Below are 16852 nucleotides of genomic sequence, written 5' to 3'. Positions count from 1 at the left end.
ATCGTCCCTCCTAAGACGCTATTACTTCTTCTAGCACGTTATTTAACGCTATTTGTAATGTATCTACACCAATACGACCTACAAAATCATAAAATGTTTCGGCTGGTAATTTATTCTCTTTGAAATAACTTATAAATGATGCGAGTACATCAGGTAGATCCTCGCCATCTATTTTTCCTTTTAACTTTTGATTGTAGGCACCGCCATCTAACAATGTTCCACCTACGTATATTTCAAACGCTTCAACAATGCCTTTTTCCTTCGTCTTCATTTTCACCCCTTGTAACCCAATGTCAGCAATTTGACGTTGACCACATGAATTCGGGCAGCCTACCATATGAATTCGAACTGGAACATCGAGTGCAATTTGTGTATCTAAGTATTCTGCAATTTTTCGTAATCTTTCTTTCGTTTCTACTAGTGCAAGATTACAATATTCAATACCGGTACATGAAACCGCATGACCAATAAATGATTTCGGGCTAGCAGATATCGCTTCAAACAGCGGTTCACTAAGTAATCCTTTTACATTTTCCGGAGGAACGTTCGGAATAATGAAGTTTTGTGAGTTACATGTACGAATTTGTCCATTTCCATATTGCTTTGCGATTCTTGCAACCTCAAACATTTCTTCTGCATGTAAACGACCTACCGGTACATTAAAACCTACATATTTTAATCCCTCTTGTTTTTGGTCTTGAACACCATAAAAATAGCCTGCATTCCATCCTTTGAGTGCACTTTCCCCTTTACTTTGTAAAGGCCCTGTATACTCTATTAGTTTCTCTTTAAATTTCTCTGCTCCCCAGTCCGCAACAAGAAATTTCAAACGCGCTAAATGACGTTTTTCACGATATCCAAAATCACGGAATATAGTAGCAATTGCAATCGCCACCGCCTTCACTTCTTCTGGTAAAACGAATACATCTAATTCCTCAGCTAAATACGGACGGGCTGATAATCCTCCACCTACTTTTATATGAAAACCAACTTTTTTCTCACCATCTATTTCTTTCGTAGCAGGTGTAAATGCAACACAGTTAATCTCTGCGTTTGCTGAGTTATAAATATTAGAACTAATAGACATTTTAAATTTACGTGGTAAATTAGAAAACTCTTCATTATGCTGGAAGTAATCGTATACTTCTTTTACAATATGCGTTGTATCAAATAATTCATTTGCATCAATGCCAGCAAGCGGATTACCTGTAATATTCCGCGTTATATCACCACACGCTCCAGCTGAAGACAATCCAACTCTTGCTAATCTTTTAAAAATATCTGGAATTTGCTGAATTTCTAACCAGTGAAACTGAATCGCCTGTCTCGTCGTAATATCTATTACATCACGTCCATAATCTTCAGCGATAGAAGCAAGTACTTCTGCCTGTGCATTTGTAATAATCCCTGACGGAATATTTACCCGCATCATAAAATAACCAGCTTCTTTTGGACGTTGTAAATACAATCCTGCCCATTTAAAGGCATCCCACTCTTCTTTCGGAATAGATTCGAAACCATTTTCCGCATAGTAAGGAATATCATTAAAAATTTCTAAGCCATCTTTTTCTAATTTATTTTTCTCGGTCTGATTTAATTTTTCATTGTTAGCCCATACTTTTTCATAACTCATTGTTTATCCCCCTATATAAAACTACGCTCTTGTAAGTACTTCACGATTTGTTCTGCACATTCTTCAATAGAATATTTGTGCGTTTCTACAATTAATTCCGCTTGCTCTGGCTCTTCATAAGGCGAATCAATACCTGTGAAATCCTTAATGTCACCTTTCCTTGCCTTTTTATAAAGTCCTTTCGGATCACGTTTCTCACACTCTTCAATCGGACACTTCACAAAAATTTCAATAAATTCATCTGCCGCTAATAAATCTCGTACTTGTTTGCGGTCTACTCGAAATGGTGAAATAAATGCTGTAAGGACAACTGCTCCTTGATCTACAAATAACTTTGCCACTTCGCCAATACGTCTTATATTTTCCATGCGATCACTTTCAGAAAATCCTAAGTCTTTATTTAAACCGTGGCGAATGTTATCCCCATCCAGCACATAATTTCCAATATTCTTTTCAAACAGTTTACGAGCGACCGCATTCGCTACTGTAGATTTACCCGAAGCTGATAAACCAGTAAACCAAATTACAAAACTATGATGTCCATTCTTCACTCTTCTCTCATCTTTTGAAACCGAAGCTGTATGCCAAGTAATATTCGTATCCATCTCGTTCTCTCCCTATTCTGTTACTACTTCTTTTTTCAAGCCTTTAATTAGCACTTCCACTACTTCTTTACGACTAAATGTACTTGGCGGAATCTCACCGTTTCTTAATAATTCTCTTACTTTCGTACCCGATAAAATAACATGATCTTCTTTTCCGTGCGGACATGTTTTCGTTGAAGCCATCGCTTCACATTTCGTGCAGTAAAAACTATGTTCAAAGAATAGTGGTGTAATTCCTAACTCTTCCACTGTAAAGTTCGTAAAAATTTCTTGCGCTTCGTATGTTCCGTAATAATCTCCTACTCCAGCATGATCACGCCCTACTATAAAGTGGGTACATCCAAAATTCTTTCTTACTAACGCATGAAATATCGCTTCCCTTGGTCCTGCGTAACGCATGGCAGCAGGAAATACACTTAAAAAGACACGATTTTTCGGATAATAGTTTTGAAGAAGTACTTCATAGCTTTCCATTCTTACATCAGCAGGAATATCATCCGATTTCGTTTCTCCAACGAGCGGATTTAAAAAGAGACCATCTACAATTTCAAGAGCAGACTTTTGGATATACTCATGGGCACGATGTACCGGGTTTCTCGTTTGAAACCCGACCACTGTTTTCCACCCACGTTTTTTAAATTCTTCCCTCGTTTCAATTGGGTCTAAATGATAAGAAGGAAATTGATTATTTTCAAAGCGTTTTGTTAGAATAATAGTTCCTCCAACGTAAACGTTTGGTCGTTCATATAATTTTTCCACTCCTGGATGAGCCTCATCCGTTGTTTTATATACAAGTAACGCTTCTTTTTCTTTATCTGGTACAAAAATATCTTCTATTTGAATGACACCATATATATTTCCATTGTTGACAAGCTTTACTTCCTCTCCAACTTTCAGGCTTTCTGCGACTTTTTCTGTTACAGGTAATGTAATTGGTATACTCCACACACTACCATTTGCTAAACGAAGCGTTTCTACAACTGAATCATAATCTTCCTTCCCTAAAAAACCAGTAAGGGGGCTATATCCACCTGTCGCCAATAGTTCTAAATCACTTAACGCAATATTGTCTAACTTAATTTCTTTTTCAATTTGTGATACGTCATATGCCTCATCTATACGGTTTACTAATTCGTTTACTATGCTCATTTTTCTATATCCTCTCTTAGCTTTATTTCAAGATTCATCTTATTGGTAATGAAGACCACATTCAGTTTTCACTTTTCCAGCCCATCTACCATCTCTTGAATCGCCACCATTCCCAACAGGTAACGTACATTTCTCACACCCAATACTTGGATAACCAACATCATGCAACGGGTTATACGGCAAGCTATGTTTGTATACATATCGCCAAACTTCTTTCCACGTCCAATGAATGAGTGGACAAACTTTAATAGATTGAAAACGATGATCTTGATTTATAAACTTTGTATGCTTACGTGTTTCTGATTGTTCCCTTCTTAAGCCTGATATCCATGCTTTTTCCACCACTAATGATTTTTCTAAAGGTAAAATTTTTCTAATCTTACAACAAAGATTCGGATTACTTTCCCATAATTTCTCACCATGCAACTTCTCTTGTTCATCAAGCGTAAGTTCCGGTTGTTTTTCTATAATATTTAATGAAGGAAATCGCCTCCGCACTTTTTGAATTAATTCATATGTTTCTTGAAAATGAACATTTGTATCTAAAAATACAACTTTAGCAGATGGATTTACTTGGTTTATAAGGTGCAGCAATACCATACCTTCCACCCCAAAGCTACATGCGTAGACGATTTCATCTTTATATTCTTTATAAGCCCACTTTAATACTGATAGCGCGCCTTTTGTTTCATCTTCTTCCGAAAACGAAACAACATTTTCTTCCCACGTTTCATACGTCAACATGTTTTTTCCCCCTGTAAAAGCAAAAAGACGGTTTTAACCTAATGAAAATAGGTTAAAACCGCCTCTAGTTTTTCTAGTCAGCGCTTTTCACTTTAAACGTACTTTTTCACTTTTCTCTAACTGAATTACTTTTCCATCTTGCACAACAATTGTAATTGAACCATATTTCATATCAGCAAGCATCGCTTCAATCTTCTCGGATACTTCAGCAAAATGTTCCCGTACACCCACGCGAACAGCCCCCCTTTTTATTCATAAAAAAAATCTTTCCCATTTCGAAAAGACTGTTCGGTAATATATTTTACCTTATCTTTCAAAATGGATCCCATTTTGCTGGATTTAGCACCTTGCTTTCTATAAGCAGGTTGCCGAGCTTCTTCGGGCCAGTTCCCTCCGCTTCTCTTGATAAGCTTTGTATTTGTATTTTATCACAATTCTGATTTTTTTCAATCCTAGTTTTCCGATATATTTTAATTATTTTATTTTATAAAAAAGGAATTGCCCATACGAACAACTCCTTTTCCTATTTAGACAAGTTCTTTAATACGTATGCGATCGTTCCCAATAATATTTTCATATGTTTCGCGTTCCACAACTACTTGCGATGTTCCGCCTTTTGCAAAGACAACGGCTGGTCTTCGAATCCGATTGTAATTATTCGCCATCGAGTACCCGTATGCTCCTGTACAGGAAACTGCTAGTAAATCAGAAGCAGCGACTTTCGGTAAATGAATATCCCAAATCAACATATCTCCACTCTCACAGCATTTCCCAGCAATCGAAACGAGTTCCTCATTCTCATCATTCCCTCGATTCGCTAACATCGCTTCATAACGCGCACTATATAAAGCAGGTCTTAAATTATCTGTCATTCCACCATCGACTGATACATATTTCCGAATACCAGGAATATCTTTCACAGATCCAACTGTATAAATTGTTGTCCCAGCATCACCTACAATGCTACGGCCTGGCTCAATCCATATTTCTGGCAATGGATATTCACATACAGTAAATTGTTCTCTCACTGCACTTGTTACAGCTCGCACATATGTCTCAAGAGTTAATGGTGTATCTGACTCTGTGTAGCGTATTCCAAATCCCCCGCCTACATTTAACACTTTTACTACATAGTTTGTTTGCTCTCTCACTTCTACTAAAAATTGGCGAAGAACTTCAATCGCTCGAACAAAACCAGCTGTTTCAAATATTTGCGATCCAATATGTGAATGGATCCCTAGCACATTATAATTGGATTTTTGTAAAGCAAATCTAATTGCCTGCATCGCTTGACCGTTTGAAACGCCAAATCCAAATTTCGAATCATCTTGGCCTGTCGTAATATATTCATGTGTGTGCGCCTCTACTCCAGGCGTTACACGAATTAATATGTTCACAAACTTTCCATGTTGCATCGCTAAATCGTGTAAAACTTCTAATTCAAAGAAATTATCTACGACAAAACAACCGATATTCGCCTGAAGAGCCATCACTATTTCTTCTTCTGTTTTATTATTTCCATGAAAATGAATACGTGATGCCGGAAATCCTGCTTGGAGCGCAGTATATAATTCTCCCCCAGAGACAACGTCTAATGACATATTCTCTTCACGAGCTACTCGGCACATCTCCATGCACAAGAACGCCTTGCTTGCATATGCTACTTGATAAGAGAAACCACTTTCTTTAAAAGCACGATGAAATGCTCGGCATTTTCCTCGAATAGACTCTTCATCGTATACATAAAGTGGTGTTCCGTATTGCTTTGCTAGCTGCGTCGTATCGCACCCTCCAATTTCTAAGTGTCCTTGCCCATTAATTCGGCTTGTGCCGTGTAAATACATTTAAATTCCTCCCTTATTTCCTCTAAAACTCATAACCCCAATCTTCTATTCATTGCAGCACGCTTTTAGATAGACAAAAAACGCGCGGAACAATGTTCACACGCGTTTCTTATTAGGAAAAATATATATTGAAAAAATAAACGAGTTGTTATCTCCTCAAAATAAGAAACCGCATCAACATCTCCAAATAGCTCTCCATAAAATAAATCTTATGACAGTACTACATTTATTCAATGCAGTCCCAATATATGAATAAGATGGTTATTCTTATATTTCGGCAATAGTCCCTTTCAACCTATGATCACAGATTCCATTAAATCTCCCATAGCTTACTCTTTCCTATCGCGGCCTCTACCTTTGAGAGTAGATGAGGTAAGTCTATTTAATTTTCAAACATCTAATTGTTGCTATTAACAATACCAAAGGACCATTTTATTTGTCAAACAATTTTTTATATTGTTTTTTTGCAGTTTAATTTCGTATCGTCTGGTAAGCGCTTTACTAATACCTTTGTTACTTCCCATTCGCCTTCTTCGTTATTAAATGTAATCGTTACCTTCTCAAATGGTGGAGCAATTTTCCCAGCAACACGTTCATACTTTGTCACTTCAATACTTGCTTGAAATAAATATGTACCGCTATACACTTTTTTTAAACTAATAATTTTAGGACATTGATAAGGTTTCAAACTTCCATATTGTTTTTCAATTGCTTTATTTATTTTTGGAAATAAAACAGAATAAAGTGCATCTTCCATAAGAGGTGCATCATATTGGGCTACCGACACACTCGGTGAAGTAAAAAGTATAACACTACTGCATGCTATAAAATATAATAATTTTCGCATTATAACCTCCGTATTATCACGCGATTCTTTCTGCGTACAATAATTATCATACATAGAAATTCTGTTTTATTGTCTCCCACCACTCTTTTTCTACTCGATTATTATAAAAAAGCCCACAACCTTCTTTTATTTTCGTATAATGATACTCATAGTATAATAATCATAATAACAAAGGACTGTTCGTATATATAAAATGAGTCGTTAAGCAAACTGACTCTCAAGAACTGTCATGCTTTTTAGGAGAGGAGTATATTATGCTACAACATCTGTTTCCAAAACTGCGATTTGCACTCGTTGCAGTCGTTTTACTATGGATTAAAACATATATTGTGTACAAGCTAGCATTTGATATTAAAATTGATAATTTCTTTGAAGAATTCATGCTTTTTATCAATCCACTAGCTGCGTTACTTTTATTTTTCGGCTTAGCTTTACTTGCATCTAAGCACCGAAACCGAATTATAATTGGAATCAGTTTTATACTGTCATTTATTTTATTTGGAAACGCAATGTTTTATGGGTTCTATAACGATTTCGTTACTTTCCCAGTTTTATTCCAAACAAACAATATGGCTGATTTAGGGACAAGTATAAAAGAACTCTTTACGTACAAAACATTACTTTTATTTGCAGATGCAATTATTTTAATGTTTATTTCGCGTAAATTCCCATCATTTGGCGACAAAACACCACTTTCCCGCTCAGAGAAGCGAACTTTCTTTAGCGGTGTAACAGCTTTATTAGCACTACAAATTGTTGTATCAGTTATTTATAAACCACAAATGTTCTCACGCTCATTTGACCGTCAAACTGTCGTGAAGAATTTAGGTTTATACACATATCATCTATTTGATATTACGCTTCAATCCAAGTCCTCAGCTGAGCGTGTATTTGCAAGTGGGGATGGGTTTTCTGAAATTAAAAACTATACAGACTCAAAAGACAAACAAGTTGATAAAAACTTATTTGGAGCTGCAAAAGGTAAAAATGTAATTTTAATTTCAATGGAATCTACACAAAGCTTTGTTATTAATAAAAAAATAAATGGAAAAGAAATTACACCATTTTTAAATGAATTTATTAAGGATAGTTTCTATTTCGATAACTTCTATCATCAAACTGGACAAGGTAAAACTTCTGATGCTGAATTTATCGTTGAAAACTCACTTTATCCGCTAGATCGTGGTTCTGTATTCTTTACTCATGCAACAAATGAATACACAGCGACACCAGAACAATTAAAGAAATACGGATATTCTTCTGCCGTCTTCCATTCAAATGATAAAACGTTTTGGAATCGGGATGTAATGTATCCTGCGCTTGGATATGATCGTTACTTTAATTTAAATGATTACGCAGGAACGGAGCAAATGTCTGTCGGTTGGGGATTAAAAGATAAAGAGTTCTTTGAACAATCTATTCCAAAGTTAAAATCTTTACCGCAACCGTTCTATACAAAATTTATTACATTAACAAATCATTTTCCATTTCTTCTAAATCCGGAAGATCAATATGTTGATGAATTCAACTCGGAAAGTGGTGTTGTAAACCGCTACTTCCCAACTGTTCGTTACACAGATGAAGCTCTTAAATTATTTATTAAACAATTAAAAGAAGAAGGATTGTATGATAATTCCGTTATTGTCATCTATGGTGATCATTACGGTATTTCCGAAAACCATAACGCAGCTATGGCACAGTTCCTAGGAAAAGATACTATTACACCATTCGATTCCATGCAATTACAACGAGTCCCTCTTATTATTCATGTGCCTGGCCAAGAAGGAAAAGTTGTTTCTAAAGTATCCGGTCAAATTGATATTAAGCCAACGCTCCTTCATTTACTTGGTATTAAAACAAATAAATCCGTTGAATTTGGAACTGACTTATTTATTAAAGAGAAAGACCCGCTTATGGTAATGCGTGATGGTAGCTTTGTTTCTGAAGAGTATGTTTATACAAAAAATATGTGCTACAAAAGAAGTACGGGTGAAGAAGCTGACATGACGCTATGTCAGCCGTATATTGAAAAAGCAAAAACAGAATTAAAACTCTCCGATAAATTAATTTATGGAGATTTATTACGCTTCGATCCTAATAATCGATATAAAACTGGAACGATGACAACGAAATTTGAATAGTAAAGGAAGCAACTTTATACAAGTTGCTTCCTCTTTTTATTTTCACTTAATTTTCAAACCATCCTTCTATGAAATCTTTCACAAATTGGTAATTTCTTTCGTATGAGGAATAAATTTATGGTATGATAAAATAAGTAAACTTTCATACACTAATTAAGAATTTATTACAGAAAGCAAGGGATCAGATTTTGTATAGAGCAGCTATTCCAAACTTATTTACGCTCGGAAATTTATATAGCGGATTTTTATCAATCGGCTATGCATCTTTAGGATATTATAAATCAGCTGCTATTTTAGTACTTATCGGGATGATGTTAGATAGTCTTGATGGTCGTGTTGCTCGTTTATTACGTGTTGATTCACAAATGGGAAAAGAGCTCGACTCGCTTGCAGATGTCGTAACATTTGGTGCAGCACCAGCTGTTTTAATGTATTACACATCTTTCTCAAACTACGGAATCATCGGATTATACATAGCGGGATTATTCCCTCTTTTCGGAGCATATCGTTTAGCACGATTTAATGTAACACCATCTTCTACTTCAATGAAATATTTCACTGGAGTACCGATTACAGCAGCGGGAGGGCTTGTTGCTTTCTTAACGTTATTTTCACATACCATTCCAAAAATCGTTCTTATTACCGTATTTGTAACGTTCGCATTTTTAATGGTGAGCCGCATTCGTATCCCAAGTTTAAAAGATGTACCAATTCCACGATATAGCATCATTATTACACTATTTTTAGTTGGAATCATTATTACAATGTATCAAACAGGATTTGGAAATTTTTCTGTTTTCTTATTTATTGCCATTCCACTATATATTTTGTACATGTTATCTCAATTCATTAGACAAAGACCGTCTAAAAAAGCGAATAAAGAAAAATAAGAAAACCTTCCGAGTCCGGAAGGTTTCTTTTTATTTTGTAACTAATACCTTTTGATTTACAGGTGTTACTGGCTCTTCACCGTTTAATACAGCTAAAATATTTCTGACAGCCATTTCAGCCATCGCATCACGAGTTTCAAATGTTGCATTCCCTACGTGTGGAGCAAGTACTACATTCTTTAATTCTTTTAGCTCTTCTGTAATTTTCGGTTCAAATTCAAACACGTCAAGAGCTGCTCCTTCAATTTCATTCGTTTTTAATGCATGAGCAAGTGCTGCTTCATTCATAATTGGCCCACGTGAAGCATTTACAATATACGCTGTTTTCTTCATCATTTTAAACTGCTCTTCATCAATCATATGATGTAATTTTGGATTATAAGCACAGTTAATTGTAATAAAGTCTGCTGTTTGTAATAATTCTTCCAACATCACATACGTTGCCCCCAGCTCACTTTCAGCTTCAAGCTTACGATTTGGCCCTGTATATAAAACATCCATTCCAAATGCTTTCGCACGTTTTGCAACAGCCTTCCCGATTTCTCCAAGACCTATAATTCCGATTGTCTTACCATGAACTTCTCGTCCTAAGAAAAATAACGGTGCCCATCCGTTAAATCCAGTCGTACGACATAACGTATCCCCTTCAGGAATTCTACGCGCCGTTGCTAAAAGAAGTGCAAATGTTAATTCTGCAGTCGCTTCCGTTGATACTTTCGGTGTATTCGTAACTGCAATTCCTTTTTCGCCCGCATACTTGTAATCAATATTGTCGTAACCAGCACCATAGTTTGCAACAATCTTTAAATGAGGCGCTGCATCAATAACTTCTTTTGGCACCTTTGTCGAAAGTAAACTTAACAATGCATCTTTATCTTTTACACGCTCTGTTAATTCATCTATAGAAATTAACTCCTCTTTATCGTACATTTCTACATCATGATCTTTTAATAGTTCTAATCCAATTTCCGGAATTTTTCCCGCTACTAATATTTTTGCCACTACTAACACCTCTTCTATAGAAAATAAGATATCTCTTATATTTCATTGTAAGAAATCCACATATAAAAACCAAGGAATTTGATTATAGTTTTAAAAATCGACACTTTTCCATGAAAAAAGAGGAGATGCAACTCTCCCCTTTTCTTACGCTTTTTCCTGCGATTCTTTTCCAAGCTTCACATCAATCGTTCCTTCTGCAACCGTATCGCTAATTTGCTCCTCAATAACCGATTGAGATTCAGCATTCGTTTCAGAAGTATAAGCTTGTTGCTGTGCACCTTGTACATTTTGTTTATTTTGTTGTTTCGCCATTTCTTACCCTCCTTTTCATTCTTTCTTATTTTGAACAAAAAGGACGGTTTTCATCAAAAAATTGCGTTTCATTTTGAATTTGTTACTTCTTCTTCAAGCGACCTCATTACTCTTGCTCGCTTCGTAAATGTTGCAACCTGAGTAACACCGTGAGCTAGTAATGTTTGTACATTTTCTTGTACATAATTCCCTAAATCATTTGGATAATGGGCATCCGAAGAAATCGTAATTGGAACACCATACTTAGCTAATACTTGTAAATATAGTGGACTTGGGCACATTTCACGAACAGGATAACGATAGTATAATCCTGCATTTATTTCTGTTGCCGTATTCGTTTCTACTAACGCACAGGCAATTTCCTCATAATAAGAAAGCTGTTCATTCTCATCCAATCGATAATTAAATACCTTTATATTATCAAGATGAGCGATAATATCAAATAACTCGGTACGAATCGCACTCTCAACTGTTTTAAAAAACATATCATATAATGCGCGTAGGTCATGCTTCTCAAAATATTCTTTCGTATCTGGATTATCAAATCCCCAGCCATTTAGAAAATGAACGGAACCAATTATATAATCAAAGTCTCCTAGCGCTAATAATTCTTTTAACTCTCCTTCACAACCAATAAAATAATCCGCTTCAATTCCAAGTTTAAGTGTGACACCTCTTTTACTCCATCGTTCTTTCGCCTCTTCAATGACCTTTGTAAAATCATACAGTGAAACTACCCTTACTTGATCTAACCATTCCTTCTGTATACGACCGAGCTTAGAATCACTAATATCTACATATTTTTCATAATATCCTTTCGCTTCATGAAAACGATATAAATGATCAACAATCCCAACTTCTGTTATACCTTTTCGCACAGCTTCTTCTAAATAGAGGTCCATCCATTCTGTTGTAAATGGCCCTTCCTTCACACGCTTTTGCAAACGCTCTTGTGTTTTCATAAGCCAATCAATAGAATGCCTTTCTTGAAGCGGTTCATAACGTTCCAGCGCTTCATTTATTTTAGCAAGCCATCCTATTGAATACGGTCCTTCTTCTAAGTGAAGATGATAATCTACTTTCATATACATTCCCCCTTATAATGTATCTATTTCCCTTCTATCCCCAACTCTCGAAAGCTTTCCATTTCGTTCTTTCACCTCCCGCATGACATCTTCCAATGTAATATTTTTTTCAGCTAATAAAACGAAACAGTGATAAAATACATCAACCATTTCTTTCACTACTTCTTCTTTATCATTATTTTTACATGCGATAATTACTTCAGCACACTCTTCACCAATTTTCTTTAAAATTTTATCTTCTCCTTTTGAAAATAAATAATTTGTATACGATTCAGGAAGTGGGCTTTCCTTTCGTTCTTCAATTGTTTTATACAGCAACTTAAAGGCATTTTCCATATGTATCCCCCTATATAATTTGATAGTGAAAACATGTCTTCTCTCCCGTATGACAAGCAGGTCCTACTTGTTTCACATTCACAACAATTGAATCTTGATCACAATCTAAATATAAAGATTGCACATATTGAAGATTCCCTGATGTTTCCCCCTTATTCCATAACGACTGCCTAGAACGAGAATAAAACCATGTTCTTTTCGTCTCTAACGTTTTTTCATATGCTTCTTCATTCATATAAGCTAGCATTAAAACTTCTTTCGTACCTTCTTCGATGACAATTGCTGGTATTAATCCTTTTGAAAAATTAGGTTTCATAACCGCACCTCAACATTTGCATCTCTTAATTTTCGCTTTACACTCTGCACTGTCGCCTCACCATAATGAAAGATGGATGCCGCTAACGCTGCATCAACTGTTGTCTTTTGAAAAACTTCTATAATGTGATCCGTATGACCACAGCCCCCTGATGCGATGACTGGAATGGAAACACTTTTTGAAATTTCTTCTGTTAAACGAAGGTCATATCCGCTTTTCGTTCCATCTGCATCCATACTCGTTAACAAAATTTCACCTGCCCCAAGTTTAACAACACGCTTCGCCCATTCTATGGCATCCATTCCTGTGTCAACTCTTCCGCCGTTGACGTATACGTTCCATTTACCTTCTGCTACTTTTCTAGCATCAATTGCCACGACAATACATTGTGATCCAAAGTGTTCTGTCCCTTCTTCTATAAGCTTCGGGTTTCGCACTGCCGCTGAGTTTATTGAAACTTTGTCTGCTCCAGCTCTTAGTAAATTGTACATATCTTTCACACTTGAAATCCCCCCGCCAACCGTAAGAGGAATAAATACTTTAGCTGCTGTTTTTTCTACAACATCTATAATCGTTTTTCTTCCTTCATGAGTCGCTGTAATATCTAAAAATACGATTTCATCTGCCCCTGCCTCGTTATATGCTTCAGCTATTTCAACCGGATCACCAACATCTTGTAATCCTATAAAATTTACACCCTTTACGACTCGCCCTTCTTTCACATCTAGACATGGAATGATTCGTTTCGCTAACATAACTTCGTTACCTGTAACACTTCTTCTAAATCAATCGTTTTCTCGTAAAGCGCCTTTCCAATTATGACACCATATATATTCATATCATTTAACTTTTTCACATCTTGAATAGATGCCACTCCTCCAGAGGCGATGAGACGAATGCCCACACTTTTTTGAAGTATCGCTAATTGTTCAAAATTTGGACCTGCAAGCGTCCCGTCTTTCGAAATGTCTGTAAACACAATCGTTTGAACACCTAAACTTTCCATTTGTTTCGCTAAACTAACGTAAGAAATTTCAGACAGATCAAGCCAACCTCTCGTTGCTACGAAACCATTTTTCGCATCAATTCCAACAATGATTTTCTCTTTATATAGACGAACTGCTTCCTCTAAAAATGACTTATCATAAAGAGCTGCTGTTCCTAAAATCACTTTTTCTACACCTGCTGATAATAACTTCTCCACCGTTACAAGTGAACGAATTCCTCCTCCCACTTGCACAGGAATACGTACCGCCTTGCAAATTTTTTCAATGACGGGCAAATTTAACGACTCGCCAGCAATTGCACCGTCTAAATCAACAATGTGTAGTATTTCCGCTCCAAGCTTTTCAAATATGATTGCCTGCGCTACCGGATCTTCATTCATCACCGTTTCTTTACTAAACTCTCCTTGATAAAGTCTAACGCATCGCCCTTCTTTTAAATCGATAGCTGGGAAGATTTCCATGCTTCTACCACTCCTTGAAAATTTTTTAATATTTGCATGCCAATTTCGCCACTTTTTTCTGGATGAAACTGTGCACCAAATACATTTCCTTTCGCGACAAACCCTGGTATTTGCATTCCATAATCACTTACTCCGCATACAATTTCATCTGGACAATCCGCGTAATATGAGTGAACATAATACACGAAAGAACCATCCACTAATCCATTCCAAAGCGGAAATTCTCTTTCCTTCCTTAATTCATTCCATCCCATATGAGGAATTTTATACGAAACTTTTAACTTACGAATTTCCCCTGGTAGTAAACCTAACCCGCTACAATCTTTTAGTTCCTCACTTCGTTCAAATAAAAGTTGCATGCCCAAACATATACCAAGGAGTGGTTTTCCTATGTCACAAACTTCTTTTAGTACACACACTAAATCTCTTTCTTCTAATACGTCCATCGCTTTCGGAAATGCACCTACTCCCGGTAAAATCACACCATCGCTTCTCAATATCTCTTCTTTATCACTCGTTACAATGTACTCTGCCTCAATATATTTTAATGCTTGCTCTACACTGCGAATATTCCCCATTCCATAATCTATAATGGCAATCAATTACAACATCCCTTTCGTTGAATTTACACCAGTAATGTTGGCATTTTTTTCGACCGCTTCTCTAAGCGCTCTACCAAAAGCTTTAAATAATGCTTCAATTTTGTGATGTGTATTACTTCCGTATAGAACGCGCGCATGTAATGTAATATTGGCAGCATGTGCAACTGCTCTAAAAAATTCTTCCGTCAATTCTGTATCAAAATCCCCAAGCTTCGGATTTGTTAATTCCCCTTGAAATACACAATATGAGCGTCCACTTATATCAATTGCGACAAATCCTAAAGATTCATCCATCGGTACATACGCAGAACCGTAACGATTAATTCCTTCTTTATTTTGCAAAGCTTCTTTCAAGCAATTTCCGAGTACAATTCCAACATCTTCAACGGTGTGATGTGCATCGACAAATACATCACCTTCTGCCTCAACTTGCAATCCAAATCTTCCATGTCTAGCAAATAAAGTCAGCATATGATCGAAAAAACCAACCCCCGTTTGAATAGATACACTCGTACTTTCATCAAGCTGCAAACTTAATTTAATTTTTGTTTCTGTCGTCTCACGTGCTTGACTGGACTGACGCATTATTTTTCCTCCTCAAACCTTATTTGGATTGCTCTCGCATGTGCATGTAACCCTTCTTTATTTGCAAGCTCTACAATATGATGCTGTACATTTTTTAATGCTTCCTCTGTATAAGAAATAAAACTTGATTTTTTCACGAAATCATCGACTGATAACGGAGAAAAAAATCTTGCCGTTCCGCTAGTTGGTAATACATGATTCGGTCCCGCCAAATAATCCCCGAGCGGTTCAGGTGCATATGGCCCAAGGAAAATAGAGCCTGCATGTTTCACATAATCTAGAGCATTCATCGGTTCTTTTATATGTAACTCTAAATGTTCTGGAGCAATTTTATTTGATAACTTTAGTGCCTCCTCTAAAGAAGCAACGATAAAGATGGCTCCATTTCTATTTATTGATTCACGTGCAATTTCACTTCTTGGTAACGTTTCTAACTGTCTTTCTACCTCTTTTTCTACTTCTTTAGCTAGTTCCATATTCGTTGTAATACAAATCGCCGTTGCTCTCTCATCATGCTCTGCTTGCGATAATAAATCCGCTGCGATATATTTTGCATTACCTGTTTCATCCGCGACAACTACAATTTCTGATGGACCAGCAATCATATCGATATTTACTATCCCGTATACTTCTCGTTTCGCTAGAGCGACGTACAAATTTCCCGGTCCAACTATTTTATCCACTTTCGGAATCGATTCCGTCCCGTATGCTAAAGCAGCAATTGCTTGTGCGCCACCTATCGTATAAATTTCATCTACTCCCGCAAGATCTGCAGCAACTAATATATGAGGATCAATTCCCCCTTTCCTCGGTGGTGTTACCATTACAATCTTTTTCACACCTGCAAGTTTCGCCGGCAATACATTCATTAATACTGAAGAAGGATATGAGGCTGTCCCACCTGGTACATATACACCTACATTTTCTAATGGCCGAATGAGCTGCCCTCTAATTATGCCTTTACTTTCACAATCGAAGATTGAATACTTCTTTTGCTTTTCGTGATACGAAACAATGTTTTTCTTCGCCTCTTTTAAAGCTTCTAAAAATGAATTCTCTACAAACATACTCGCTTGCTGTATTTCTTCTTCACTTACACGAAAATCTTTCATCTCTACACCATCAAACTTTTTTGTATAGAAAGATAAAGCCTCATCATTCCCTTCCCTTACATGTCTAATGATTTCTCTTACACTTCTTTGAACAGTTTCTTCTATTATATTAGCGTTTTCTCTTAGCACTTTTATTTTAGATAATGCCTCCTTAAAGTCTTCATAAATGATTTCCATTTTA

General features: G+C 36.3%; 19 protein-coding genes and 2 riboswitches. Of the genes, 2 read left to right on the top strand and 17 right to left on the bottom strand.

What is annotated here, in order from left to right; translation table 11 throughout:
- Window positions 1-10: 10 nt before the first annotated feature.
- The 7 genes from BHV55_RS07535 to BHV55_RS07505 form a co-directional block, all read right to left on the bottom strand.
- Window positions 11-1633, bottom strand: a complete 1623-nt coding sequence (locus BHV55_RS07535) for a nitrite/sulfite reductase (RefSeq protein ID WP_048568835.1) — start codon at window positions 1631-1633, stop codon at window positions 11-13.
- An 11-nt stretch (window positions 1634-1644) separates the two neighbouring features.
- Entirely contained in the window at window positions 1645-2238 is a 594-nt protein-coding gene (cysC, locus tag BHV55_RS07530) for an adenylyl-sulfate kinase (RefSeq protein WP_000380499.1), read from the bottom strand.
- Window positions 2239-2250: 12 nt separating this feature from the next.
- Complete coding sequence (sat, locus tag BHV55_RS07525; RefSeq protein WP_044584250.1) at window positions 2251-3387, bottom strand: sulfate adenylyltransferase; 1137 nt, start codon at window positions 3385-3387, stop codon at window positions 2251-2253.
- A 39-nt stretch (window positions 3388-3426) separates the two neighbouring features.
- Entirely contained in the window at window positions 3427-4131 is a 705-nt protein-coding gene (locus BHV55_RS07520; protein ID WP_000959014.1) for a phosphoadenylyl-sulfate reductase, read from the bottom strand.
- An 87-nt stretch (window positions 4132-4218) separates the two neighbouring features.
- On the bottom strand, window positions 4219-4362 hold the full coding sequence (locus BHV55_RS07515) for a YezD family protein (protein WP_070757146.1): 144 nt from the start codon (window positions 4360-4362) through the stop codon (window positions 4219-4221).
- A 72-nt stretch (window positions 4363-4434) separates the two neighbouring features.
- Window positions 4435-4543: riboswitch (SAM riboswitch) on the bottom strand.
- A gap of 115 nt (window positions 4544-4658) precedes the next feature.
- Window positions 4659-5975: a diaminopimelate decarboxylase gene (gene lysA, locus BHV55_RS07510; protein ID WP_070757147.1), complete on the bottom strand. Its 1317-nt coding sequence runs from the start codon at window positions 5973-5975 to the stop codon at window positions 4659-4661.
- Window positions 5976-6155: 180 nt separating this feature from the next.
- A riboswitch (Lysine riboswitch) is annotated at window positions 6156-6337 on the bottom strand.
- Window positions 6338-6426: 89 nt separating this feature from the next.
- Window positions 6427-6822 carry a DUF3888 domain-containing protein gene (locus BHV55_RS07505; protein ID WP_001228824.1) on the bottom strand — a complete coding sequence of 132 codons (396 nt, stop codon included), beginning with the start codon at window positions 6820-6822 and terminating at the stop codon, window positions 6427-6429.
- 254 nt (window positions 6823-7076) lie between these two features.
- On the opposite strand from BHV55_RS07505, the gene BHV55_RS07500 reads away from it, so the two are divergent.
- Complete coding sequence (locus tag BHV55_RS07500) at window positions 7077-8963, top strand: LTA synthase family protein (protein WP_000939082.1); 1887 nt, start codon at window positions 7077-7079, stop codon at window positions 8961-8963.
- A 188-nt stretch (window positions 8964-9151) separates the two neighbouring features.
- Window positions 9152-9853 carry a CDP-diacylglycerol--serine O-phosphatidyltransferase gene (pssA, locus tag BHV55_RS07495; protein WP_000285417.1) on the top strand — a complete coding sequence of 234 codons (702 nt, stop codon included), beginning with the start codon at window positions 9152-9154 and terminating at the stop codon, window positions 9851-9853.
- 30 nt (window positions 9854-9883) lie between these two features.
- On the opposite strand, the gene BHV55_RS07490 is transcribed toward pssA, so the two are convergent.
- The 10 genes from BHV55_RS07490 to hisD all read right to left on the bottom strand — a co-directional run bounded on the left by BHV55_RS07490 (window position 9884) and on the right by hisD (window position 16848).
- A complete protein-coding gene (locus BHV55_RS07490; RefSeq protein WP_070757148.1) occupies window positions 9884-10855 on the bottom strand; it encodes a 2-hydroxyacid dehydrogenase family protein in 972 nt (323 codons plus the stop codon).
- Between the two features lie 144 nt (window positions 10856-10999).
- Window positions 11000-11167 (bottom strand): YozQ family protein, encoded by a 168-nt coding sequence (locus tag BHV55_RS07485; protein ID WP_001118880.1) that lies wholly within the window; start codon window positions 11165-11167, stop codon window positions 11000-11002.
- Between the two features lie 68 nt (window positions 11168-11235).
- Window positions 11236-12252: a histidinol phosphate phosphatase domain-containing protein gene (locus tag BHV55_RS07480; RefSeq protein WP_000861846.1), complete on the bottom strand. Its 1017-nt coding sequence runs from the start codon at window positions 12250-12252 to the stop codon at window positions 11236-11238.
- Between the two features lie 12 nt (window positions 12253-12264).
- Complete coding sequence (hisE, locus tag BHV55_RS07475; protein WP_000426357.1) at window positions 12265-12588, bottom strand: phosphoribosyl-ATP diphosphatase; 324 nt, start codon at window positions 12586-12588, stop codon at window positions 12265-12267.
- A gap of 10 nt (window positions 12589-12598) precedes the next feature.
- Window positions 12599-12904 carry a phosphoribosyl-AMP cyclohydrolase gene (gene hisI / locus BHV55_RS07470; RefSeq protein ID WP_000803961.1) on the bottom strand — a complete coding sequence of 102 codons (306 nt, stop codon included), beginning with the start codon at window positions 12902-12904 and terminating at the stop codon, window positions 12599-12601.
- A complete protein-coding gene (gene hisF / locus BHV55_RS07465; protein WP_000880110.1) occupies window positions 12901-13659 on the bottom strand; it encodes an imidazoleglycerol phosphate synthase cyclase subunit in 759 nt (252 codons plus the stop codon). Before hisF ends, hisI begins: the two co-directional genes overlap by 4 nt.
- A complete protein-coding gene (gene hisA / locus BHV55_RS07460; RefSeq protein ID WP_000402298.1) occupies window positions 13653-14372 on the bottom strand; it encodes a 1-(5-phosphoribosyl)-5-[(5-phosphoribosylamino)methylideneamino]imidazole-4-carboxamide isomerase in 720 nt (239 codons plus the stop codon). The genes hisF and hisA overlap by 7 nt, the downstream gene beginning before the upstream one ends.
- Window positions 14345-14974, bottom strand: coding sequence for an imidazole glycerol phosphate synthase subunit HisH (hisH, locus tag BHV55_RS07455; protein WP_070757149.1), 630 nt, complete (start codon window positions 14972-14974; stop codon window positions 14345-14347). Before hisH ends, hisA begins: the two co-directional genes overlap by 28 nt.
- Entirely contained in the window at window positions 14975-15559 is a 585-nt protein-coding gene (gene hisB / locus BHV55_RS07450; protein ID WP_001249951.1) for an imidazoleglycerol-phosphate dehydratase HisB, read from the bottom strand.
- Complete coding sequence (hisD, locus tag BHV55_RS07445) at window positions 15559-16848, bottom strand: histidinol dehydrogenase (protein ID WP_070757150.1); 1290 nt, start codon at window positions 16846-16848, stop codon at window positions 15559-15561. Before hisD ends, hisB begins: the two co-directional genes overlap by 1 nt.
- Window positions 16849-16852 lie beyond the last annotated feature (4 nt).

Source organism: Bacillus sp. RZ2MS9, assembly GCF_001816185.2.
Lineage (GTDB): Bacteria > Bacillota > Bacilli > Bacillales > Bacillaceae_G > Bacillus_A > Bacillus_A cereus.
The sequence above is the reverse complement of the archived record's forward strand: the minus strand, read 5'-3'. Positions and strand labels throughout refer to the sequence as shown.